This is a genomic window from Bradyrhizobium monzae, assembly GCF_021458635.1.
Taxonomy (GTDB): Bacteria; Pseudomonadota; Alphaproteobacteria; order Rhizobiales; family Xanthobacteraceae; genus Bradyrhizobium.
Map to the genome: position 1 here is coordinate 1,786,455 of NZ_JAIRDQ010000001.1, position 23,139 is coordinate 1,809,593.

21 protein-coding genes are annotated in these 23,139 nt (G+C 64.6%); 11 read left to right on the forward strand and 10 right to left on the reverse strand.

From position 1 onward, the window contains the following. The first annotated feature begins 331 nt into the window (after positions 1 to 331). A complete protein-coding gene (locus K3F49_RS08710; protein ID WP_234680458.1) occupies positions 332 to 2,581 on the forward strand; it encodes a L,D-transpeptidase scaffold domain-containing protein in 2,250 nt (749 codons plus the stop codon). 274 nt (positions 2,582 to 2,855) lie between these two features. Then, positions 2,856 to 4,457: a DUF882 domain-containing protein gene (locus K3F49_RS08715; RefSeq protein WP_234680459.1), complete on the forward strand. Its 1,602-nt coding sequence runs from the start codon at positions 2,856 to 2,858 to the stop codon at positions 4,455 to 4,457. A 10-nt stretch (positions 4,458 to 4,467) separates the two neighbouring features. On the opposite strand, the gene K3F49_RS08720 is transcribed toward K3F49_RS08715, so the two are convergent. The 4 genes from K3F49_RS08720 to K3F49_RS08735 all read right to left on the reverse strand — a co-directional run bounded on the left by K3F49_RS08720 (position 4,468) and on the right by K3F49_RS08735 (position 7,589). Continuing rightward, positions 4,468 to 4,893, reverse strand: coding sequence for a DUF1801 domain-containing protein (locus tag K3F49_RS08720; RefSeq protein WP_234680460.1), 426 nt, complete (start codon positions 4,891 to 4,893; stop codon positions 4,468 to 4,470). 43 nt (positions 4,894 to 4,936) lie between these two features. After that, positions 4,937 to 6,703, reverse strand: a complete 1,767-nt coding sequence (locus K3F49_RS08725) for an adenylate/guanylate cyclase domain-containing protein (RefSeq protein ID WP_234680461.1) — start codon at positions 6,701 to 6,703, stop codon at positions 4,937 to 4,939. A 110-nt stretch (positions 6,704 to 6,813) separates the two neighbouring features. Next, a complete protein-coding gene (locus tag K3F49_RS08730; RefSeq protein WP_007596286.1) occupies positions 6,814 to 7,086 on the reverse strand; it encodes a DUF2312 domain-containing protein in 273 nt (90 codons plus the stop codon). Between the two features lie 197 nt (positions 7,087 to 7,283). Next, positions 7,284 to 7,589 carry a DUF1244 domain-containing protein gene (locus K3F49_RS08735; protein ID WP_234680462.1) on the reverse strand — a complete coding sequence of 102 codons (306 nt, stop codon included), beginning with the start codon at positions 7,587 to 7,589 and terminating at the stop codon, positions 7,284 to 7,286. 170 nt (positions 7,590 to 7,759) lie between these two features. Here K3F49_RS08735 and K3F49_RS08740 point away from each other — a divergent pair, with 170 nt between their 5' ends. Together K3F49_RS08740 and pyk are read left to right on the forward strand one after the other, a co-directional pair. Beyond that, positions 7,760 to 8,356: a DUF1036 domain-containing protein gene (locus K3F49_RS08740; protein WP_234680463.1), complete on the forward strand. Its 597-nt coding sequence runs from the start codon at positions 7,760 to 7,762 to the stop codon at positions 8,354 to 8,356. Further along, the gene (gene pyk / locus K3F49_RS08745; RefSeq protein ID WP_234680464.1) at positions 8,353 to 9,789 is read left to right on the forward strand and encodes a pyruvate kinase; all 1,437 of its coding nucleotides are present in this window, start codon (positions 8,353 to 8,355) and stop codon (positions 9,787 to 9,789) included. The genes K3F49_RS08740 and pyk overlap by 4 nt, the downstream gene beginning before the upstream one ends. Positions 9,790 to 9,938: 149 nt before the next feature. On the opposite strand, the gene K3F49_RS08750 is transcribed toward pyk, so the two are convergent. Then, on the reverse strand, positions 9,939 to 10,619 hold the full coding sequence (locus K3F49_RS08750; protein WP_234680465.1) for a helix-turn-helix domain-containing protein: 681 nt from the start codon (positions 10,617 to 10,619) through the stop codon (positions 9,939 to 9,941). Positions 10,620 to 10,887: 268 nt separating this feature from the next. On the opposite strand from K3F49_RS08750, the gene K3F49_RS08755 reads away from it, so the two are divergent. Next, complete coding sequence (locus K3F49_RS08755) at positions 10,888 to 12,528, forward strand: glycosyltransferase 87 family protein (protein WP_234680466.1); 1,641 nt, start codon at positions 10,888 to 10,890, stop codon at positions 12,526 to 12,528. Positions 12,529 to 12,709: 181 nt separating this feature from the next. Here K3F49_RS08755 and K3F49_RS08760 read toward each other — a convergent pair whose 3' ends face one another. Beyond that, complete coding sequence (locus K3F49_RS08760) at positions 12,710 to 13,393, reverse strand: TetR/AcrR family transcriptional regulator (protein WP_234680467.1); 684 nt, start codon at positions 13,391 to 13,393, stop codon at positions 12,710 to 12,712. 211 nt (positions 13,394 to 13,604) lie between these two features. Here K3F49_RS08760 and K3F49_RS08765 point away from each other — a divergent pair, with 211 nt between their 5' ends. The 3 genes from K3F49_RS08765 (at position 13,605) to K3F49_RS08775 (ending at position 16,358) form a co-directional block, all read left to right on the forward strand. Next, the gene (locus K3F49_RS08765) at positions 13,605 to 14,498 is read left to right on the forward strand and encodes an NAD(P)/FAD-dependent oxidoreductase (RefSeq protein WP_234680599.1); all 894 of its coding nucleotides are present in this window, start codon (positions 13,605 to 13,607) and stop codon (positions 14,496 to 14,498) included. 8 nt (positions 14,499 to 14,506) lie between these two features. Beyond that, a complete protein-coding gene (locus K3F49_RS08770; RefSeq protein ID WP_234680468.1) occupies positions 14,507 to 15,292 on the forward strand; it encodes an SDR family NAD(P)-dependent oxidoreductase in 786 nt (261 codons plus the stop codon). 202 nt (positions 15,293 to 15,494) lie between these two features. Continuing rightward, on the forward strand, positions 15,495 to 16,358 hold the full coding sequence (locus tag K3F49_RS08775; RefSeq protein ID WP_234680469.1) for a class I SAM-dependent methyltransferase: 864 nt from the start codon (positions 15,495 to 15,497) through the stop codon (positions 16,356 to 16,358). A 19-nt stretch (positions 16,359 to 16,377) separates the two neighbouring features. Here K3F49_RS08775 and K3F49_RS08780 read toward each other — a convergent pair whose 3' ends face one another. Next, complete coding sequence (locus K3F49_RS08780; RefSeq protein ID WP_234680470.1) at positions 16,378 to 17,607, reverse strand: glycosyltransferase family 87 protein; 1,230 nt, start codon at positions 17,605 to 17,607, stop codon at positions 16,378 to 16,380. Positions 17,608 to 17,774: 167 nt separating this feature from the next. After that, on the reverse strand, positions 17,775 to 17,939 hold the full coding sequence (locus tag K3F49_RS08785) for a Flp family type IVb pilin (protein ID WP_045002731.1): 165 nt from the start codon (positions 17,937 to 17,939) through the stop codon (positions 17,775 to 17,777). A gap of 493 nt (positions 17,940 to 18,432) precedes the next feature. On the opposite strand from K3F49_RS08785, the gene K3F49_RS08790 reads away from it, so the two are divergent. Together K3F49_RS08790 and K3F49_RS08795 are read left to right on the forward strand one after the other, a co-directional pair. Continuing rightward, on the forward strand, positions 18,433 to 19,923 hold the full coding sequence (locus K3F49_RS08790) for a hypothetical protein (protein ID WP_234680471.1): 1,491 nt from the start codon (positions 18,433 to 18,435) through the stop codon (positions 19,921 to 19,923). Next, a complete protein-coding gene (locus K3F49_RS08795; RefSeq protein WP_234680472.1) occupies positions 19,920 to 21,401 on the forward strand; it encodes a hypothetical protein in 1,482 nt (493 codons plus the stop codon). The genes K3F49_RS08790 and K3F49_RS08795 overlap by 4 nt, the downstream gene beginning before the upstream one ends. Positions 21,402 to 21,438: 37 nt before the next feature. Here the strand turns inward: K3F49_RS08795 and K3F49_RS08800 are convergent, their stop codons facing one another. Then, positions 21,439 to 21,687, reverse strand: a complete 249-nt coding sequence (locus tag K3F49_RS08800; RefSeq protein WP_234680473.1) for a hypothetical protein — start codon at positions 21,685 to 21,687, stop codon at positions 21,439 to 21,441. Between the two features lie 112 nt (positions 21,688 to 21,799). Next, entirely contained in the window at positions 21,800 to 22,885 is a 1,086-nt protein-coding gene (locus K3F49_RS08805) for an ABC transporter substrate-binding protein (protein WP_452100685.1), read from the reverse strand. Between K3F49_RS08805 and K3F49_RS08810 the strand changes: the two genes are divergently transcribed. Further along, positions 22,884 to 23,069, forward strand: coding sequence for a hypothetical protein (locus K3F49_RS08810; protein ID WP_234680611.1), 186 nt, complete (start codon positions 22,884 to 22,886; stop codon positions 23,067 to 23,069). The genes K3F49_RS08805 and K3F49_RS08810 overlap by 2 nt on opposite strands. Positions 23,070 to 23,139: the final 70 nt, after the last annotated feature.

Sequence of the window (23,139 nt, forward strand, 5' to 3'; positions counted from 1 at the left end):
AGGTTCGCGCGGCCCGGCATTGCGCCCGCAACCCGTTGAATTACGGCAAAATTCGGCAGCGCACCGAACCGTGACTTGGAAGTGACAGACACCGGGAAAAGCGCGCGGTGAAGCCGCACAATCCGTTGCAAACGGCCTGTCTTGAAGTCAGTTTGTCGTGAGTTGTCCCGGGTAGCGCTGGCCGCAAAAACGGGGCCTGTATATCGTCTGCGTATGAATCGTTGCGTGCAGGCGTGCAACTTTCGAGAGGCCGGCGCGGTTTAGCCGAAACTCAATTTGGCGATAACGAAGCTGTTCCACGGGGGACAGTTCACCCAAGGGGTGCGACACAATGCGTGACTGTTTGAACCACCGTGCAGGCTTTGACCGCGTTTTGGCGACGATCGCGGCGACCCTCCTCACGGTATCGGCCGGCTCTGCGCTGGCACAGGATCAGGCGCGCAGCAGTGCTGCCGAGCTCGCGATCGAAGCCGCGATCCCGCGCCCCGAGCCCGCAAACGTCCCGCCCCCGACCGCATCCGACATCAAGCTCGACACCACCGCCACGGTCCAGGACGCGCCGAAGGAGCCCGCCAAGGAAACTGCGAAGGAGCCCGTGAAGGCCGAGGCTGTCCCAGCTCCCGACAAGGTCGAGACCAAGCCGTCCGGCGTCGCCACCACGCCGGCGGCCGACGCGCCGAAGAGTGAAACGGCCAAGACCGAGCCTGCGAATCCCGAACCTGCGAATCCCGAACCTGCGAAGACCGAACCAGCAAAAGCCGACACTGCAGCAGCTCCGGCGGCCACCCCCGCTGCACCTGCGGCGGCAGCAGCGACCCCGGCCGCCGAGCCCGTGAAGGAGGCCGCGAGCAACGTCCCCGCCGCCGACCAGCCGGTCGCCGACAAGATCAAGGATATCATCGGCGCCAAGACCTCGCGCCATTTCGACCGCAAGAACGAGCGCGCGGCGATCGAGAAATTCTACGGCGCCCGTGACTTCGCGCCGGTCTGGACACAGGCCGGCAGCCTGACGGCCGCGGCCAAGGGCGTGATCGCGCGGTTGAAGGACGCGGCCTCTGACGGCCTCAATCCCGCCGACTATCCGGTGCCGGATTTCGCCGCCGCCACGACGCCCGATGCGCTCGCCGATGCCGAGTTGAAGCTCACCGCCAGCATGTTCGATTATGCGCGCCAGGCGCAGAGCGGCCGCATGCACTGGTCCCAGGTCAGCGCCGACATCCTCTATCCCGAGCATCCGACCGATCCGAACGAGGTGCTCACCAAGGTCACGACGGCGGCCGACGCCTCGGCCGCGCTCGACAGCTACAACCCGCCACAGAAGCTCTACAGGGAGCTGAAGGCAAAGCTCGCGCAGCTGCGCGGCCAGGGCGACGGCCCGGTGATCGAGATCACCGACGGCCCGGCGCTGAAGTACACGCCGGCCAAGGGCAAGAAGCAGGCGGAAGTCGTCGTGCAGGATCCGCGCGTGCCGCAGCTCCGCGCCAAGCTCGGCATCACCGAGAACGCCAGCGATGACCGTTACGATGCCACGGTCGCCGATGCCGTGCGAAAATTCCAGGACGGCGCCGAGATCAAGGCGACCGGCGTGCTCGACGCGCCGACCGTGAAGGCGATGAACAGCCCGAAGCGCGACAAGCAGATCGACACCGTGCTGGTGAACATGGAGCGCTGGCGCTGGTTGCCGCGCGACCTCGGCGTGCCCTCGCTGGGCGACGCCTACGTCATCCTCAACATTCCCGACTACACGCTGAAGGTGATGCAGCGCGGCCAGCAGGTCTGGACCACCCGCGTCGTGACCGGCAAGCCGGGCCAGCACGCGACGCCGCTGCTGACCGAGACGATGAAGTACATCACGGTCAACCCGACCTGGAACGTGCCGCCGTCGATCGTCTATGGCGAATATCTGCCGGCGCTGCAGCAGGACCCGACCGTGCTTCAGCGCATGGGCCTGAAACTCGAGCAGAACCGCGACGGCTCGGTGCACATCTCGCAGCCGCCCGGTGAAGCCAACGCACTCGGCCGCATCCGCTTCAACTTCCCGAACAAGTTCCTGGTCTATCAGCACGACACGCCGGACAAGAACCTGTTCGCCAGGGAAGATCGCGCCTTCAGCCATGGCTGCATGCGCGTTCAATATCCCGATCAGTACGCCTCCGTGCTGCTCAATATCGCCCTGCCGGGCGACAAGTACACGCCGGAGCGCGTGCGCAGCATGTACGGCTCGGGTGAGGTCGACCTGAAATTCCCGACCCCGATCCCGGTCAACATCACCTACCAGACCGCCTTCGTGGATGACGGCGGCAAGCTGCAATTCCGCAAGGACGTCTATGGTCGCGACGCGACCATGATCAACATCCTGAAGAACAGCCGCGGCAAGGACCTCGAGAACGTCGTTGCTCACTCGCAGCCGAGCTATTCGCGCCCGGCGACGACGCTGCCGTCCGGCGTGGCGGTGGCCAACAATGGCGGTGGTTTCGGCTCGTCCGGCCCGAACTTCTTCGAGCGCCTGTTCGGCGCACCGACCCCGCCGCCCGCCCCGATCGGCCGCCGGCCCCAGCAGCAGCGGGTATTCACCCGCTGAGGCCCGGCTGAGCCGTCTCAGCTTCCGAAATTCTTGAACGAAATCAACGACCCCGCCCCATGGACGGGGTCGTTTAACGTTAACCATTCGCCACCCGAGTTCGGGCGGCGGGCGTTTTTTCGCCACACTCAGACGCTTAGGATTGTAGTCTGACTTGGTTTGGGGGCGGGAAGGTCAACCTCGAATTAACCTTCTCGCTTTAACAAAGCGTTCATCCTCTTTCGCGCGCTAACGGGGTTGGCGGGAGAGTCCATTTTGAACGCTCGTCGACTGGGTGGGCTCATACGTGCTGGCTGGTTTCGCACGCAAATTTGCTGCGGTGTCGTTGTCCCATGCGGGAGTGAAGGTCGGATCTCGGATCGGCCTCGCCTCGCTGGTGCTGCTTGCGGCTGCCGGTTCGGTTCATAACGCCGCAGCGCTGAACGAAACCAAGACGCTCTCCTTCCATCACACCCATTCCGGCGAAGACCTCACCGTCACCTTCAAGCGCGATGGCCGCTACGACGAAGCCGCGCTGAAGACTCTCAACCACTTCCTGCGCGACTGGCGCACTCAGGACGAGACGGTCATGGACCGTCACCTCTTCGATATCCTCTGGGAAGTCTATCGCGACGTCGACGGCAAGCAGCCGATCCAGATCATCTCGTCCTATCGCTCCCCCGCCACCAACTCCATGCTCCGCCGCCGCTCCTCTGGCGTGGCGCGCTTCAGCCAGCACATGCTGGGCCATGCGATGGACTTCTACATCCCGAACGTTCCGCTGGAGCAGATCCGCTTCGCCGGCCTGCGCCTGCAGCGCGGCGGGGTCGGCTTCTACCCGACCTCCGGCTCGCCCTTCGTGCATCTCGACACCGGCAGCATCCGGCACTGGCCGCGCATGACGCATGACCAGCTCGTCCGCGTGTTCCCGGACGGCCGCACCGTCCACGTCCCGACCGACGGCACGCCGCTGAAAGGTTACGAACTCGCCAAGGCCGACATCGAGCGGCGCGGCGATGAGACCGCGGCCCTCGGCAAGCCCAGCTTCTTCGCCGCCTTGTTCAAGGGCAAGTCGGCTCCCGCCAGCAGCGACGAGGATGACGAGGGCGTGGCCGAGAAGCCCGCGACAACCACCGTGGTCGCAGCCGCCGCCAAGCCGGCCGATCCGGTCCCGACGCCCCGCGCCAAGCCGTCGGTCGCCGCCGCGATCCAGCTCGCCTCGGCCGACGTGCAGTTCGTTGCGCCGCCCAAGCCGAAGCCCGCGCCCGTGGCTGACAAGCCGGCTGCCGGTAAGCTTGAGACCCCCGCCGATATCATCAACGCCCGCGGCTTCTGGGATGCGCCTGCCACGCCGCAGCAAGCGACGCCGGCACAGATCGCCGCGCTGAAGGCGCGCCAGGCGCTTGCCGCCGCCACCGATCCACAACCGACCGCGAGCGTCTCCAACGCAACCCTTCAGGCGCTGGCTTACGCGCCGGCCGCCTCCCCGGTCGACCGCGCCAACGTCGTCGCCGCCTCTGCGCCGATCCCGCGCGGCGTGCGCCCGGTGTCCGCCGCCCGCAATTCTGCGCCGGCCACCGAGATCAATACCGTCGTCGGCAAGACCACCGACGGCATGATCGCCACCGCGACCCGGCTCTCCGCCGCCAAGGGCGAGAGCATCTGGCTGAAGATCGTGATGCTGTCGCCGAGTGCCAGCCGCGCGATGTCGGTGACGCTGATGGGCGAGCTCGATACGGTCGCGTTGCGCGGCTTTTTCGTGAAGCCGCAGGCCGTGATCGCAATGGGTTTCACCGATGATCCGATGCAGGGCCTGTCCTGCGACAGTTTCTCGGGCAGCGCCACCGCCAAGCTCGAGACGACGTCGTTCGTCATGCGCACCGCCGCGTTGCGATGAGGCTGACAGCCTAGCGCGCCTTCTTTGCTCGCCGATCCAGATGATAGGTCAGCGCCAGCGACAGGCAGATCGATAGCTCCTGCTTCGGCAGCTTGCCCGACACCGGCAGCAGCAACGCCCTGGTCTGCCGGTATTCGAACGCATCGGGAAAGCGCTCGCGAAACGTATCGACCAGCGTTGTCTTGCAGTTGAACAGAATTGCGGCGTGCTCGGAGTCTTTGAGGCGGCCAAGCCGGATGGTCGAGCCGCTGCCGGTCTCGTCGGTCAGGTAGGCGGGCTCGCCCCATTTCAGGGTTTCGGTGAGCCGGCCGACATTGTCATGCGTTGCAGCAGTCGCGAAGATCAGTCCGCGCACCTGGAGCAGCCGCTTGCCGACCGGCGCCGGGAAAGCGTCGAAAACGCGGCTCACTTCGCGTGGCAACGTCGGCTCAATCACGGCTTCACTCTCGATCGCTCATCAGTCTCCGCGATCCGCCAGATCAGGCCGGCAGGCCAGCTCCGCGAAGGCCAGCCTCGTAGCGCTGACGGTCAACGTCGCGCTTATAATGCTGAGTGGAGAGATGATTGGCCACTGAAAATGCCGGCTCGCGCTTGAGAACCTCGGCCGCGTGAGCGCCGGCCGCAATCGCGTTGCCCATCTGGGCGAAGATCGCGGCAAGAAATGCGTGGTGGGTTTGATCGGGCCGCGTGATCCGTGAGAAGGCCTCGGCGGCTTCGGCGTATTTCTCGGCACAATAATAGGCGCGCCCGAGATGGCTCCAGAAGCGTTCCGGGTGGTACGGGTTGAGCCGCATCGCCTTCCTGATCCAGTCGATGCCCTCCTCCGGCCTCCCCAGCCAGGTCAACAGTTCGCCCTGCTGCACCACCACAAGATCATAGTTCGGGTTGAGCGCGAGCGCCCGCTCCTGATGGTAGGTGGCCTTGTCATGGTCGTCGCGGTTCAGATTGAGCGCCGCGAGGATGCGGTGGACGTCGCTGTCATTGTCGTCGAGGACCAGCGCGGTCTCCAGCTCAGACGCCACCTGCTGGAACGTGGTGTCGCGATCCGCGCACCAGCTATAGACCCAGGTCTGGCCCAGAACGCACGCCTTCCACGCGTGTGCGTGAGCATAGTTCGCATCGAGCTCGAGCGCCCGGTCGAGCAGAAGTTGCGCCCGCGCATTGTCTTCGCGATTGGAACGATGGTGTAAGACCTTTGCGGCCAGCACGCATTCATAAGCCGCCATGTTGTCCGTGGGCTTGCGGTTCGCCCGATCGTGCGTGGCCGCCTCGACGCGGCCGGGCAACGTGGCGGCGATCGCCCGGGTCATCTCGTCCTGGATGGCGAAGATATCCTTGAGCTCGCCGTCGTAGCGTTCGGCCCAAATGTGCCGATCGGTTTCCGCATCGATCAGCTGCACGGTGACGCGGACGCGATCTCCGGCCTTTCGCACACTGCCCTCGATGACATAATCGACGCCGAATTCTCGGCCGACGTCCTGCACCTTGACCGCCTTGCCCTTGTACACAAAGGTCGAGTTGCGGGAGATCACCAACAGGTCGTGGAAGCGTGACAGCTCGGTGATGATGTCTTCGGTCAAGCCATCCGCGAAGAACTCCTGTTCCGGGTCGCCGCTCATGTTGGCGAAGGGCAGCACGGCGATGGACGGCTTCTTCGACTTGCCGGTCGTCCTCGCAGGGCCCTTCGTGCCGTCTGATGCGCTTGCCGGGCTCCCCTCCAGTCGTATCCGGTAGACCCGGATCGGGCGGACGATGTTCTTGACGTTCTGCTCGCCGATATCCTCGAATGCAACGCCATCAAGCCGCTCGCCGAGTTGGTCGCGCACCGCGCTCGAGATGCAGATACCTCCAGGTTCGGCCAGGGCCTCCAGCCGTGCCGCGACGTTGACGCCGTCGCCGAAAATATCGTTCTGGTCGACGATCACGTCGCCCAGATTGATGCCGATGCGGAATTGTATCCATCGCGGCGGCGGGACGTCGGCGTTGCGTCGACCCATCCGGTTCTGAATTTCAGCAGCGCACAGCACGGCGTCGACGACGCTATGAAATTCGACGAGCATGCCGTCGCCCGTCGTCTTGATGATGCGGCCGTGATTTTTGGCAATGGCCGGATCGATCAGCTCGATCCGGTGGGTCTTGAGGCGCGCGAGCGTGCCAGCCTCATCGACCTCCATGAGCCGACTAAAGCCGACCATGTCAGCCGCGAGGACCGCTGCGAGCCTGCGCTCAGGTCCAGGCACATCCATTGCTCGGTCCCTTCACCGAGCACTCTAGCAGACAAGCGGATTTTGCCCAAGCTGGGTGCGCTGCGGCGGGACGAGGTACTCCTTACCGGTGACGCTGCGGCCTCATCGCCTCAGATCATCCCCAGCGCCTGCATGTAGGTCTCGAGAATCGTCTCGGCCTCGGCCCGTTCGTTGGGATCCTGCTTGCGCATGCGTACGATGGTGCGCAGCGCCTTGACGTCGTAACCGTTGCCCTTGGCTTCGGCGAAGACGTCGCGAATGTCGTCGGAGATCGCCTTCTTCTCTTCCTCCAGCCGCTCGATGCGCTCGATGATGGATTTGAGCTGGTCCTTGGCAAATTTCGTCGCGGGCTCATCGTCGCGGACGGCGGCGGAGGTGGCCATCTTGGTACTCCCAATGGAACTGGCAAAACGAGGTGACGCCGGCATCCTCACCGCGCGTGCTGGCAAGACCCTTAGGGTTGGCGCCGACTGCGTTCAAGCAAGCATCGCGCTCGTCCACAGCGCGCCCACACCTTCCTGCAGCTGAGCGAAGAAAGCTGTTGTGTGGTGCGACTCAAGCCGGCCCCCGGACAGTCACCTCAGTGACTGTGGGGAGGGACCTTCTTCATCGCCTCGTGCTGCTCGGGCGTGGCCGTGCCCTGGTGCTTTGCCTTCCAGGTCTCGTACGGCATGCCGTACACGGCTTCCCGGCTCTCGTCCTTGCTCAAGCTGACGCCTTGCGCGTCGGCAGCCTCCTTGAGCCAGTTGGACAGGCAGTTGCGGCAGAAGCCGGCGAGATTCATCAGATCGATGTTCTGGACGTCCGTCCGCGTCTTCAAATGATCGAGCAGGCGCCGGAAAGCGGCCGCCTCGAGCTCCGTTCTGGTTTTGTCGTCGATTGCCATAGCTGGACCTCTGGCTCTGACCTTGATGGTGGTCACCCTTACGGGATCAGGTGGGGTCCTGTCACAGATTTTGCCATATCGCGGCGCAAACGGAGCCCTTGGGTGCCCCGGGGCAGGTTCCGCCCACCCCTACGCCAAATCGTCAATGATCTGATATAGCTTCCGCGACAATGATCGCCGAATCTCCCCGCTCCCCCCTTCGCCTGCTCGCCCGGTTGGTCCCGGTGCTGGTGGTTGCTCTGCTGTGTCTCTGGTCCAGTCCGGCCTCGGCCGATTTCCGGCTTTGCAACAACACCTCGAGCCGGGTCGGCATCGCGCTTGGCTACAAGGACGCCGACGGCTGGACCACCGAAGGCTGGTGGAACATCTCGTCCCGCTCCTGCGAGACCCTGCTGCGGGGAACGCTGGTCGCCCGCTACTATTACATCTACGCGATCGACTATGACCGCGGCGGCGAATGGTCGGGGCAGGCCTTCATGTGCTCGCGCGACAAGGAATTCACCATCCGCGGCACCGAGGACTGCCTGGCGCGCGGCTATGACCGGACCGGCTATTTCGAGGTCGATACCGGCGAGCAGCGGGCCTGGACGGTCCAGCTCACCGATGCCAACGAGCAGCCCGCCCAGCAACGTGTCCCCGGGATGCCCGGCCCTGTTGGCCCAGGTGGCGGCGTTCCGGGTTTGCCCAATAGCCCGCCCGGTGGTACCCCCCCCGCCGCGCCTGGCCTTCCGCCAGCCCCCTCGCCACCGTCTGGAAATAAGCCATGAGGCGTCTTCGCCGTATCAAGATTCTCGCGACTCTCGGACCTGCTTCTTCGGACCTCGCGATGATCCGCCGCCTGTTCGAGGCCGGCGCCGACGTATTCCGCATCAACATGAGCCACACCCCGCATGACAAGATGCGGGAGCTGGTGGCGACGATCCGCAACGTCGAGAGCAGCTATGGCCGCCCGATCGGCATCCTGGTCGACCTTCAAGGCCCGAAGCTCCGGCTTGGCGCGTTCGCGGAAGGCGCGGTGCAGCTCCAGAACGGCCAGACCTTCACGCTCGATTCCGACAAGACCCCGGGCGATGCCAGCCGCGTCAATCTTCCCCATCCGGAGATTCTTGCTGCACTTCGGCCCGGCCATGCCCTGCTGCTCGATGACGGCAAGGTGCGGCTGATCGCGGAAGAGACCACGAAGGAGCACGCGGTGACGCGCGTCGTGGTCGGCGGCAAGATGTCCGACCGCAAGGGCGTCAGCCTTCCGGATACGGACCTGCCGGTCTCGGCGATGACGCCGAAGGACCGCGCCGACCTCGAAGCCGCGCTGGTCACCGGCGTCGACTGGATTGCGCTGTCCTTCGTGCAGCGCGCCGATGACGTGATCGAGGCCAAGAAGATGATCCGTGGCCGCGCCGCGGTCATGGCCAAGATCGAGAAGCCGCAGGCGATCGACCGCCTCGCCGACATCATCGAGGCCTCCGACGCGCTGATGGTGGCGCGTGGCGACCTCGGCGTCGAGCTGCCGCTGGAGCGCGTGCCGAGCCTGCAGAAGCAGATGACGCGCATGGCGCGCCGCGCCGGCAAGCCGGTGGTGATCGCAACACAAATGCTGGAATCGATGATCCAGTCGCCGGTGCCGACCCGTGCCGAAGTCTCCGACGTCGCCACCGCCGTCTACGAGGGCGCCGACGCCATCATGCTGTCGGCGGAATCGGCGGCCGGCAAATTCCCGGTCGAGGCGGTCTCGACCATGAACCGCATCGGCGAGGAGGTCGAGCGCGACCCGACCTACCGGTCCGTGATCACGGCCCAGCGCCCCGCACCGGAGTCGACCGCGGGCGACGCCATCGCCGACGCCGCGCGGCAGATCGCCGAGACGCTCGACCTGCCCGCCCTGATCTGCTGGACCAGCTCCGGCTCGACCGCCGTGCGCGTGGCGCGCGAGCGGCCGAAGCCGCCGGTCGTGGCGATCACGCCGAACATCCAGGCCGGCCGTCGGCTCGCCGTCGTGTGGGGCGTGCATTGCGTCGTGGCGGAGGATGCGCGCGACCAGGACGACATGGTGAGCCGCGCCGGCCAGATCGCCTTCCGCGACGGTTTCGTCCGCGCCGGCCAGCGCGTGATCATCGTCGCCGGCGTGCCGCTCGGCATTCCCGGCACCACCAACATGGTGCGCATCGCCTCCGTCGGCCCCGAGGGCGACGCAAATATCTGATCCGCGCGCCCCGGCCGACAAAAAAATCGAAAACAACCCCATGCACAGTAGCCGGCCGGTCCGGCTGCTTTGCTCGGGTTGTACGAAAAGACGTGCTCGGGCAACGGCCTGAGCGCGATCGGCTCGGAGCCCCCATGGGAGCGGGGTTTCTAAGCCCCGACCAGCGCCTTGGCCGTCGGCAGCAGAGTCTGCTGCACCACCAGGCCGCGGGCGCGGGCGTCCATGACGCCGACGGCGCGCAGCGCAAGCAGCGTCACGGTCTGCACCGCATCGCGCATCTTGACGGGATCTTCGAGATTGTCCGGCGCAAGCGGGCCGACCAGCGCTTCGTGCAGCGCCCCCAGCAGCGCGGTCGCGGCCAACGCGGTGTCCTGCGCCGGCAGATGGCCGGCGCGCACGGCTGCATCGATCCGCCCGGCCATCTCGCCCGCGATCTCGCGGCGGCTGGCCAAACGGGACGCACTGACATCGACATCGACAGGCTCGGCCAAAATGCCCCAGGCCAGCCGGCGCTGCGACAGCGTATGAACGGCCACCGTGGTCACGGCCGCCGCCAGCGCCGAGGACGGGCCAGGCGCGGCATCGGCCGCCCGCCGGATCGCCGCGAGCTCGTCGCGCGAGACCTCGGAAATCAGTTCGGAGATCAGCTCAGCCTTGGAAGGGAAGTAGCGATAGACGGTGCCGGCCGCCACGTTGGCCCGGACCGCGACCGGTGCGATCTGCACCGCCGCCATGCCGCCTTCCGCCGCGGCTTCCCTTGCCGCCGCCAGAATGGCGCTGCGCCGAGCCGCAAGGCGCTTAACCACTTGATGCGTTCGCCGATAAACCATGGCGCGCTTCCTGTCCCACACGCTTGCCGCACGCCCGCGGCCGAACGCTTCGTCACTGCACTAGATGCAAATCGCCCCGCAAGGACTGAACAACTATTCAGGGGGGATGACAAGAAGCAAATGCGTCCCTGCATTGATTCATGCAACCTTAACTGGCTGGACATAGTCCTACGGGGATCAACCGGAATTCGGCCATGCGCCCTACAAGCGTACTTTCTGCGTCGCATCCCGTTTTCGAAAATGGGCTGCCATCAAACGTGGCGCCTTGATGCTGCAGCGCACGACGACCATTGCTGACTTGCCCGACTCCCTCGCCATGCCCGCGGCCGGAAGCCTGCGGCGATCAAGGACGACGAACCTGCGCGGGAAAGCGCTTGCACCCATCGCCATTGTCGTCTGCTCGATGCTGGCCGGCGCGCTCTACACCTTCGCGATGGGCGAGGACGTCAACTGGGATTGGCAGAACTACCACGAGTACAATGTCTGGGCCGTGCTCTATGGCCGCTATGGCGTCGATGCGGTCCCGCCGGGCTTTCAGACCTACTTCAATCCGATCGTCTATTTCCCCGTCTATTACCTCCGGCACTATCTGCCGTCGCCGTATGGGCTGATGATCATCGGCGCAATTCACGGCCTCAACCTCGCGCTGATTTGCCTGTTTGCACGCGTCGCCCTGCGTCAGGCCGCAACCGTCGCTGCGATCGCGGCGGCGGTCGCAATCGCGGCCTCAGGTCCGATGACGCTCTCGGAAGTGGGCACGAGCTTTTCCGACGTGCTGCTGGCATTGCCGGTGATCGGCGGGTTCCTTCTGATCCTGGCTGCGGATCGCCGGCCCGCAGCCAGCCATCTGCTGGCCGGGCTCCTGATCGGTGCCGCGGTCGGGCTCAAGCTGACCAATGTCGTCTACGCGATCGGCGCAGCCGCAGCAGTGCTCGCCGCGGCGCGTCCGCTTCGCGCGACCGTTCTGCTTGGATTCGGCGGGATCGTCGGCGCGGCGCTCACGGGCGGCGAATGGTGCCTGATCGCCTGGCGCGACACCGGCAATCCGATCTTCCCGCTGTTCAATGCGGTCTTCCAGTCGGGCGAGGTGGCGGCCATCAATCTGATGGACGCGCAGTTCATGCCCCACAGCGTGTCCGACGCACTGGCCTATCCGTTCTATTGGCTGATGGGCGACCACAGAGGCGCGGAGCATCCGTTCCGCGACGCCCGCTTCGCGGTCGTGACGGTCCTGCTCGTGCTCGGCCTGCTTGTGCGCGTGGCGCGCGGCAGCGCGATCCTCACACGACGCGACGTGCAGCTGGTGGTGCTGTTTGCCGTCTCGTATCTGGCGTGGCTCGGCCTGTTCTCGATCCAGCGCTATGCGGTGGTTCTGGAATTGTTGTGCGGCCCGATCATCGTTCTGCTGCTCGCGCGTCTCGCTGCAAGCGCGACGCCGACATTGCCCACGGTGTCCTCGGCTCCGCTGAACGTGCTGATGGTGACGGTTGCAGCCGCGATCGCATTGTGGTCGCAGCCGGCGGACTGGTGGCACCGCCCCTGGTCCGAGATCTACCGGCCGAAGATCGCCGACGCGCTCGATCAGCCCGCGACCTACTTCATCCTCGGCAAGCCGCTCGCCTACATCGCGCCGCAGCTTCCGCCGCAGTCGCGCTTCTACCTGCTCGCCGATATCGGTGTGCCCATCGTTCCCGGCGGCATCTTCGACCAGCGCATCCGCGCCGGGCTGAAGGCTCCCCTGCCCGGCGGTCTCCGTGAATTGCACATGCGCGGCGAACCGGACCGCAGCACGCTGCTGGATCGCTACGCGCTTGCGATCGATCGTTCCCGGCCCTGTGTCGCCATCGAGGGCGCCCGCATCGGCACGGTGCTCGAAAGCTGCCCGCTCATCGAGCGGGCTACGCATTAGGACGTGTACTCATAAAGGCATGCCATGTCGGCTGTCGGCGGCAGACCGGACGCGGGGCTGTGCTTCCCCCGATGTTGCTTGTGACCCAAAGTGGACGTTAGTCGGACCGTGCGGCCGACTCGTCAATTTTCATGATTGGCTGGGCTGCCTTGACCTGCTGGCCGATTCGGTCACGCACGATTCAAATTTTGTTTTTTGACCTTGAGGCAGGCAAATCTCCGCCCGCGTGGTCGTTGCCACGGTGCGCGGCGATGAACATGGCGACGGCCGACCGACAATAGGATTCGATTTCGTTGTCGTCCTCTGCTTTCGCCTGATCGAAGCGTGCGATCATCAGGAGATCGGATCCTTTGAAAAGCGCGGCAAACAAGCGAGCGGACCGGAGAGGATCGGGCACGTTCAAAACCGCCTGCGCGTGCAACTGACGCAACAGGGCCTCGATTTCGGCGATGACATGGGCGGGGCCGGCTTCGAAATGGAGCTTGCTCAACGCGTTTTGACTCGTCTTGTCGGCCATGACCATGGTTTCGAGACTGCGGACGTCTGATCTCAACAGCGTGCGAAGCAGTGATGATCCCACCGCCATGAGTTGATCTTCGACCGTAGCGTCGACGCCTTCAAGAAGAGCCTGTGGTGCAAACAACTGCTGGCAGCCGGCCGCCATGGCCGCGCCGAACAGCGCCTCCTTGTTCTCGAAGTGCCTGTAGATGCTGAGCTTGGATATCTTCGCTCGCTGGGCGACCTTGTCCAACGTCGTCGCTTGAAAACCCAATTCCACAAAGAGTTCGCGCGCGGCGTCGACAATCGTTTGGCCAAGCGCCTCGTTGACGGGCCGGCCGCGCCGGCCCTGGCTGTTTTCGGTCACGATAATTCCAGTACTTGACAGTATCCTAATTCTTGAATTACGATACCATGAAGTATCTGAAATGTGCAAGCCGATGGGTAGGGTGACTTCTTCGATGCAACGACGAGCCCTGCTGCAGTTGGCTGCGCTTTCCACCATCGGCCTCGCCCACGCTCAGGCCACCGCCAAGTCCAACCCGTCTCCCTCCATCCACAACACGGAGCCCATCACCATGGATGACGTCATCATCATCGGCGGCAGCTTTGCCGGTCTCGCCGGCGCCCTGCAGCTCGGCCGTGCCCGCCGCAAGGTCACCGTTCTCGATACCGGCCTGCCGCGCAACCGCTTCGCCGGCCACTCGCATGGCCTGCTCGGTCACGATCACAAGCCGCCGCTGGATATCCTGGCCGAGGCGCGACGGCAGCTGGCGCGTTATCCCACGATCAAGCTGGTCAGTGCCCGGGCCGAAAGTGTCTCCGGCGCCATCGACGATTTCAACGTCCTCACTTCCGACGGCGAAAGCTTTGGGGCGCGGCGCCTGATCCTGAGCTATGGCGTCGCCGACCAGATGCCTGATGTTCCGGGCTACGCCGAAAGCTGGGGCACGTCCATCGTGCCCTGCCCCTATTGCGACGGCTTTGAAGTCGCCGGCCAGCATTGGGGCCTCATCTGGTCCAGCCCGCAGTCGCACAATCAGGTCAGGCTGTTCCACGATTGGACCGACAAGTTGACGCTCTTCGCCGATGGTCACGACATTCCGCCCGATATCCAGGCCGATCTGGCGCGCCGCAGCATACCTGTCGTCGATGGCCGGATCGTCGAGATCGCCCATCACAAGGGCCATATCGCCACCGTCAATGTCGATACCGGCCGCAATGTCGCGGTCGACATCCTGTTCGCCAATCCTCGCAACAAGCCGTCCGCAAGCCTGCATGAATCACTGGGCCTTGCCACCGTGGCTACGCCCGCCGGCATCGTCCTCAAGGTCGACGAGCGCCGTCAAACCAGCACGCCTGGCATCTACGCCGCCGGCGACCTCGTCACGCCCTTCTTGCCCTCGGTCACGCAGGCATCATCGCAGGGCGCGATGGCGGGTATCTTCGCCCAGCAGTCGATGGTGGTTTGAGAGGACCAATGAACAGCTTCGCTGGAAAATGGGCTCTGATCACGGGGGCGTCGAGTGGCCTCGGCCTTGACTTCGCAGATCTGCTGGCTGCGCAGAAAGTCAATCTCGTATTGGCGGCCCGAAGGCGGGAGTCGATGGAAAAGCTTGCCGCCGATCTCCGCCGCAAATACGGGGTGGATGTGCTGGTCGAGGCGATCGATCTTGCCGTGCCGGGCGCGGCCAGCCGCTTGAAAAGCAGTCTCGATGCGAGGTCGGTGACCGTCGACATCTTGCTGAACAATGCCGGATACGGCTTGCACGGCGCTTTGTTGGACACGCCGATCGAGCGCACGACAGACATGATCCAGCTCAACATCACGACGCTCACGGAGCTGACCTACCTGTTCGGCCGTGACATGGCCGCGCGGCGCTCCGGACATATCCTTCTCGTCGCCAGTCTCATGGCCTTCCAAGCCGTTCCCAGCTACGCGGCCTATGCGGCGACCAAGGCATATGTACTCGCCCTTGGTGAGGCCCTGCACGACGAACTCCGTCCGCATGGTGTGGTTGTTACCACTCTGTGCCCGGGGCACACCGCGACGGGCTTCGATGCGGCAGCCGGTGCAGCCACAACGGCATTGCTGCGCCTCCTCACCATGAAGCCACGTCCGGTCGCCGCGAGCGGTATCGCGGCCCTCTCAAAAGGAAGGGCGATGGTGATCGCAGGCCTGACGAACAAGATGGCAGCCTTTTCAAATCGTCTGACGCCGCGATCAATGCAAAGGGCCACGTTGAAAAGAATAGTGGACGGTTAAACTCCAGGGGCGCTGGCGCGTGGAGCTCATCGAACAAGCGGGGGCTCTGAAGGCTGACGATGCACACGGAGCTTCGATCCGGATCTGGTCGTTCCTCTCAAGGAGCAGCGGAGCATGGATCGCTTCATCCCGTTCGCCCTCGCTGCTCGCTGGAGACGATGCACGCTTTGGCATCGGACAGTTTAGAGAACAAGGATATGTCATGGCACAGCACAATGCCGATCGGGTCGCCGGCTGGAATGACCAAAGCGGGGAGCGCTGGGTCGCCCACCAGGCCCGGCTCGACGCCATAGCGGCGGTATTCGGTCAGGCCGCGATTGAAGCCGCCGCGCCCGCGGCGGGCGAGCGCGTGCTGGACGTCGGCTGCGGCGCGGGCGCGTCGAGTCTGGCTCTGGCTGCCCGCGTCGGCGCGGGGGGCCAAGTGCTGGGCGTGGACATATCCGAACCGCTGATCGGCCGAGCGCGCGCGCTTGCGCCAAGGGATGCGCCGGTCCTGTTCCGCTTGGCCGACGCCAGCAGTGCCGAACTGCCCGAGGGTGCGTTCGACATCCTGTTCTCGCGCTTCGGGGTGATGTTCTTCGGCGATCCGACGGGGGCGTTCGCCCATATGCGCCGCGCGCTCAAGCCGGGCGGGCGGGTCGCTTTCGTCTGCTGGCGTGGCGCGGCCGAGAACGATTGGATGCGCCTGCCGATGGGCGCGATCAACGGTATCGTCCCGCCAACGGCGCCGCCCGATCCCGAAGCGCCCGGTCCATTCTCGTTCGGCGACCAGGGGCGGGTGGCTCGCATCCTGACGGCGGCCGGCTTCACCGATATCGCTATCGCGCCCTTCGATGCTTCCGTCCCATTTGGCGAGGGCGCGACGCGGGACGCGGCGATCGACGACGCGGTGAAGATGACGTTCGAGGTCGGCCCGCTGTCGCGCGCGCTTGTTGATCAGCCCGACGAGATCCGCGCCCGCGCCTCGGCCGCGGTTCGTGCCGCCTTCGCGGGCCGCGCCGGCGAGCGGTCGGTGATGATCAACGGCGCGACGTGGGTCGTCACGGCGCGCAATCGCGCAAGCTGATAGAACCTGGTCGAGTTTCTTAATTCGATCGCGTGATTGCGAGCTGCATCGATGCCGCCTCGGCAGCCCGCCAGGCTGCGCAGCGGCCGAGGATCAGGGCGAAGACGATGAGGATCGCGGGGAAGCCCACCGGCTGCCCGAGAAACAGGAAGGTCGCAAGCAGCGCGAAGACGAGAGCCAGCGCCATCACCTCATGGCGCGCGAAACCTTCATCGAGTCCGGCGCGGATGAGGAAGGCTACCGCGATGCCCAGCACGACCAGATCATACATGAAGAGATACGGCGTCGTGAGCAGCGTTGCCGCCGCAAGCATCGCCGCTTTCAGCGCGTAGGGCAGCCTGCTCCGCCACATCGCGACCAGCACGACGGCAATTGCTGCCGTCAACACCCACTGGAAGATCCATCCGAGCTGCTCGGTGCCGCCGACATAACGCACGAACGCGAAGATGCTCTGCATCTTGAACCAGGGTGCCCTGCCTTCGGTGAGGAAGGCCTGCGAGAACATCGGAATCCAGTGGAAGAAGGCCTGCCAGCTTTCGGTCCCGAACGCGAGCCAGGATGCCGCCGCGATCGTCAAAGTGACGATGCCAGCGGTGAAGAGCACCGTCCACTCCGCGGCGGCGATCAGCACCAGCGGAAACAGCAGTCCATATTGGGGTTTGTAGCTCAGCAGGCCCAGGCAGATTCCCGCCAGCACGGGCCGCGTCGGCAGCAGATAAAGCATGCCGCCGATCAGGGACGCGGTGAGGAAACCGTTCTGCCCGACCAGGATGTTGAGGAAGGTGGCGGGAAACCCGATCGCAAGCACCAGGCCCGCATTGCGCCCGATGATCGCGCGCATCACGGCGAGATAAGGCACCATGCTGAACGCGGCCCAACCGATGAAAGCCACCGTATAGGGAAACTGCGCGAGGAAAGACGCGACAAACAGGAAGGGCGGCGGATAGTGCCAGGCGAAATGGCCGACGAAATCCTGCTTGAGCAGCGCAAGCTCGACCTGCTTCTGGATGTCCCAATCCCAGGCCAGCGCGGGATGGCCCTCGAGCGCCAGTTTTCCGGCCGCCCAGACGTTGACGAAGTCGGTCGGGATGCCGCGTCCGTCCGCGTCAAAGATCCACACATGCGTGAGATAGGCCGTCGGAAAATACGCCAGCGTGACGATCGCCAGCACGAAGGAGATGTTGAGGAGAGCCGCGGGGAGTGCGCCGTGACGAGCAACAGCAGTCGGGGCGGACGAAGCTTCGGCCATGCGGCTTCCTTTGACGCAATACGGTAACGCAGATGCGTTCAAGCCATACACCGAGGGACTTGAAGGAGGCTTAAGCCGGATTGTCGAATGCCCCGCGCCGATGTGCGGGCAAAGCAAAAGAGCCCCGTCGGTGACGGGGCTCTCCGCTATTCCGTTGATTGTCCAGCTTACTTGAGGCTGGAGGAGATCGAGCCGAACTTGGCGTTCAGCGTGGTGCCGAGGTTGTTGACGACGGTGATGATCGCCAGCGCGATGCCGGCGGCGATCAGGCCGTATTCGATGGCGGTAGCGCCGGATTCGTCCTTCACGAAACGCGAAACGAGGTTCTTCATAGACTGCTCCAAAGGATACACGTGGCTTCAACTGGTCTGGTCTTTTCGGCTTCCCAGCGCCGCCCGACCATGGAACCCAGAGTAAAGGCAAAGACTTGCGCCGCAGTTAATTCGACTGCGTAAATGCGGAACCGTTTGTACGTATGCGACGATGGTAAATCGAAATTGAAAACAATCGGTTAAATTGCACGGACACAGAGCCGCGCTCTCTCCATTCCCTCCCCCCTTGTGGGGGAGGGCAGGGAGAGGGGTGCCACACGGGGATTCTTTCCATCGTCTCCGTCCCCGGCTCATCATCAACAACTGTCACCTTTTCCTGAGCTACCCCCCTCCCTAGCCCTCCCCCACAAGGGGGGAGGGAACGTCCCTACGTCGGAGCACTGGCCGAGTCCCATCACATCACGTTCTAGCTCCGCCGATTTACGGGAAGTTATGACCGCCATGGTCAAATGCCGCCTGCTCGGCCAATCCGACAAGAACAAGACGAGGCGGCATGTCCCTATCCTTCACCAACAGCATCACGGTGCAGAGCCGCGCGCGAGCGCTGGTGCCGCTGTGTGTCGGCGTGGGCGCCTATCTCTTCTTCCTCTATATCGGCGATACGCTGCTTCAGGACTCCGACTCGTTCTGGCAGATCAAGATCGGGCAGTGGATCCTCGATCACCACGCCCTGCCCACCACCGACTTCTATTCCTTCACGCGTCCCGGCGAGCCGTGGATCTCGACGTCCTGGCTGTCGCAAGTTCTGTTTTCGATCTCCTACACACAATGGGACTGGGCCGGGCCGGTGGTCCTCACCGCGCTCGCGATCGCCGCATCCGCCGCGATCTTCGTCTACCTGTTGGAGGCGCATCTCGAAATTCCGCGCTCGGTGCTGTTCGCGATGCTGGCCGTGCTGCTGTCGCTCCACCACATCCTGGCGCGGCCGCACATGCTGGCGCTGCCGGTGATGATCGCATGGGTCGGCATTCTCATGAATGCCGCCGACCGCAAGGTCGCGCCGTCCTGGGTTTGGCTGCCGCTGATGTCGCTGTGGGCCAACCTTCACGGCGGCTTCGTGCTCGGCCTCGCGCTAATCGGCCCGATGGCGCTGGAGGCAATCTGGACGCTCGATTCCGGCAGGCAGGTCCGGCTGCTCACGCGCTGGTTCCTGTTCGGCGTCGCCGCGATGGCGGCCGCCTGCGTCACGCCCTATGGCTGGCGCACGCTGCTGGGCGCGACCAACATCCTCAATCTTGGCGAACTGCTGTCGGTGATCTCGGAATGGATGCCGGCGAATTTCGCCTCGTTCTCCGCGTTCGAAGCCGCGATCCTCGGCCTCATCGCGATCGGCCTGTTTCGCGGCCTGACGCTGTCGCCGCCGCGCATTGCGCTGATCCTGCTCTTCACCTGGATGGGGCTCACCCATGTCAGGAGCATCGAGGCCTTTGCCTTCCTGGTGCCGCTGGTGCTGGCCAAGCCGCTCGGCGAGCCCTCGCCGCTGCCGCAAACAGACGCACCGGCCGGCGAGAGCTGGGCAGCGCGCTACGTCACCATCACCGGCGCGCTGATGATCGCGGCCGCGGCCTGGACCACGACCTCGATCTACATGTCGCATCATCGCTTCACCTTCACGATGGACCAGACGCCGGTTGCCGCCGTCGATCTGCTCCAGCAGCGCAAGACGCAGCGCATCTTCAACGGCTACCAGTTCGGCGGCTATCTGATCTCGCGCGACGTCCCGGTCTTCGTCGATGGCCGTGCCGAGCTCTATGGCGAGAAGTTCGTGATGGACTTCTTCAAGGCCACCGAGGGCAAGAAGCCCGCACTGCTGCCGCAGCTGCTTGACGAGTACAAGATCGACGCGACGTTGCTGGGGGCCGATACGCCGGGTCCGCAAATCCTGGATCACATCAAGGGCTGGAAGCGGCTCTATGCCGACAACATCGCCGTGATCCACGTGCGGGATGGCGAGCCAGCGGCGGCCGTGCCGGCCAAGCCATGACCATCGCGGCCAGCGGTCCGATCGCGCGAGCCCAGCGCAATCTGGCGCCGCTGTGCATCGCGGCGGCGACCTTTCTGCTGCTGCTGGTGAGCGGCGACGGCCTGCTGCACGATCCGGACACGCTCTGGCAGATCAAGGTCGGCGAGTGGATCCTCGATCATCGCACCGTTCCCTGGACCGACCTCTATTCGTTGACGCGCCAGGGTGACGTCTGGCTCTCGACCTCATGGCTGTCGCAAGTCCTGTTCGCGACCGCCTATTCACATTGGGGTTGGGCCGGGCCCGTGGTGCTGACCGCGGCCGCGATCGCGCTGGCGATGGGATTGCTGCTGACCTTCCTGCAACGGCAACTCGACCTGCCCTATGCGCTGGTGTTCTGCCTGCTGGCGATGACGCTGGCCGCGCCGCATCTGCTGGCCCGTCCCCATGTGCTCGCGCTGCCGGTCATGGTCGCCTGGGCCGGCGCCTTGATGGCCACGGCCGATCGCGGTCGCGCGCCGTCCTTGCTGCTGCTGCCGTTGATGGCGCTGTGGGCCAATCTTCACGGCGGTTTCGTGCTGGGCCTCGCCCTGATTGGCGCAATCGGTCTCGAAGCGCTCTGGCGCGCAGCGCCGCCGCGCCGGCTGGCGCTCGCGATGCGCTGGGCCGCGTTCGGGCTCGGAGCGCTGGCGGCAAGCTGCTGCACGCCCTATGGCCTGGATACGCTGCTCGGTGCGGCCCGCATCCTCAGCCTCGGAAAATCCTTCGCCGTCATCGCCGAATGGCGTCCGGCCGATTTCAGCTCGTTCAACCCGTTCGCGGGCGCGCTGCTCGGACTGCTCGGTCTCGCACTCATGCGTGGGCCGTCGCTATCGCCGCCGCGCGTGCTGCTGATCCTTGCCGCTACCTGGATGGCGCTGGCGCATGTCCGCAGCATCGAGACCTTTGGCGTGCTGGTTCCGCTGGTGCTGGCGCAACCGCTGAGCGGATGGTTCAGGGCCGCGCCGGATGCACCGCGCGGCTTGCGGATGGCTCCCGGCGCCCCGGCGGCACTCGCCGCGGCGGCAATCGTGCTCGCGACCGCAAGCGCGACGGCGACCTTTGCCGCCCGTCACGCCTTTGAATTCTCGACGGTGCAGACGCCGGTTGCGGCGGTCGATGTGCTGACCGAGCGCAAGGCCGCGCGCATCTTCAATTCCTACGGCTATGGCGGCTATCTCATCGTCCGCGATATCAGGCCATTCGTCGATGGCAGGTCCGAGCTCTACGGCGAAAAATTCCTGATGGACTATTTTGCCGCCGAAGATGGCCGCGACGTCGCCGGCCTCTTGCGCATGCTCCACGACAACAGGATCGACGCAACGCTGCTAACGCCGGATTCACCGGCGGCCCAGATGCTGGATCATATCAAGGGCTGGACGCGGGTGTATGGCGACGGCATCGCGGTGATCCACGTGCGCGACAATGCCGAAGGTGCGGCCGCCACGACATCGAAGTGAAGACGCAGCTCCGGGAGAGCCGGTCGTTCCTGTTCGATCACGAGAACAGAAAGGTCCCAATCAGCAGGCCCGCGGCGAAAGCGAGAAGCCCCAAAGTGGAGGCCGAAACGATGCGGACGAGGATGCGAACTTGCTCCTCGTACTCCTCTTCTGCGGTCTTGTGGGACTGAGCCGCCACTGCAACTGCCCTGCCATCGCCCAGATTGGGCAAATGTACGCTCGAAATCATGGCCAACACGAGGCAGCCTAGCCCCGTCGCGATGCCCTGTTCGTGATCCGGCGGCATGCCGCGGATTCACCCGCCACCCAGGTCCTGGACCACTTTATGGGCTGCGAGCGGATATAGGACAATAATATTCCCGTGATTCACGGGCGGGACAGGAGTAAACACGGCGCCATCAATTCCCCGTCTGCAACTCGCCAAAACGCTCCCAGCTCTTGCCGGTGAAGCGCATAAACTGCATCTGGTCGACCGGGACGTGATCGCTCGGGCTGGTGTTGATCTTGATGCCGGGCAACAGCATCGGCAGTTCGAGATCGTGGATCGCATAGGCCTGCTTCAGGATGTTCTCGGTCGACAGATCGTCGCCGCAGGCTTTCAGCACCGCCTCAAGCGCCATCGCGCTGTTGTAGGAATTGACGTAATTGGTGTCGTGCTGGTCGGCCTCCGGCACATATTTCGTCATGAACTCGCGCCAGGCGTTGACGCCGGGATCGTCCTTCCAGGCGGGATCGTCGGGATCTTTCACGTAAGCCGTAGAGAGAATGCCAGTGCCGGCTTCGAGGCCTGCGGGCTCCATCACGGTCGAGATCCAGACCGCGACGTTCGAGAGGAACGTCATCGGGCGCCAGCCGATCTCGAAGGATTTTCGGATCGCCTGGGCCGCAAATTTCGGCGTCGCCGCGATCACGAAGACGTCGGCGCCCGAGGCCTTCAGTTTCACGATCTGGGAATCGATGGTCGGATCCTGGATCTCGTAGGTCGCATTGGTGACGACGGCATCGTATTTCTCGCCGAGCACGTCCTTGAGGCCGGCGAGATAGTCGCGGCCGTAATCGTCATTCTGCGAGATCACGGCGAATTTCGCGTTCGGGTTCCTGGCGAGCGCATGGCGCGCATAGAGCCGCGCCTCGTAGCGGAACGGCGCCTGCACGCCCATCGTCGCCTGCGGATATTGCGCGATGTCGGCGAATTTGGAGGCGCCGGAGCCGATGAAGAGCTGCGGCACGTTCTTGCTCTGGAGATATTTGGCGATCGCGGTGTTATGCGCGGTGCCGATCGACGAGAAGATCAGCGCGACCTCGTCGCTCTCCACCAGCCGGCGGGTCTGCTCGACCGATTTCGGCGGCGCGTAGCTGTCGTCGAGCGAGATCAGATTGACCTTGCGGCCGTTGATGCCGCCCTTGTCGTTGAGCATCTTGAAATAGCCGACCTCGCCCTTGCCGAGTGCGCCGAAGGCGGACACTGGCCCGCTATAGGGCATGGTCTGGCCGATTCTGATCTCGGTGGCGGTGACGCCGCGCATTTCGGCGGCGATGCAAGCGCTGGTCAATGTTGCAAATGAAACGGCGCAAAACGCACCCAATGCCGCCGCAGAGCGCATCGGCTTGCCCTCCCCATTTGTTGGTGCGATCGCCGCACCTTTATTTGAAGGGAGCATGCCATGACATCGGCGCCGACTCCAATCATTATCGGCGGCGATCGCAAGGTGATGCCCGATCGCCCCAACAGGAAGGC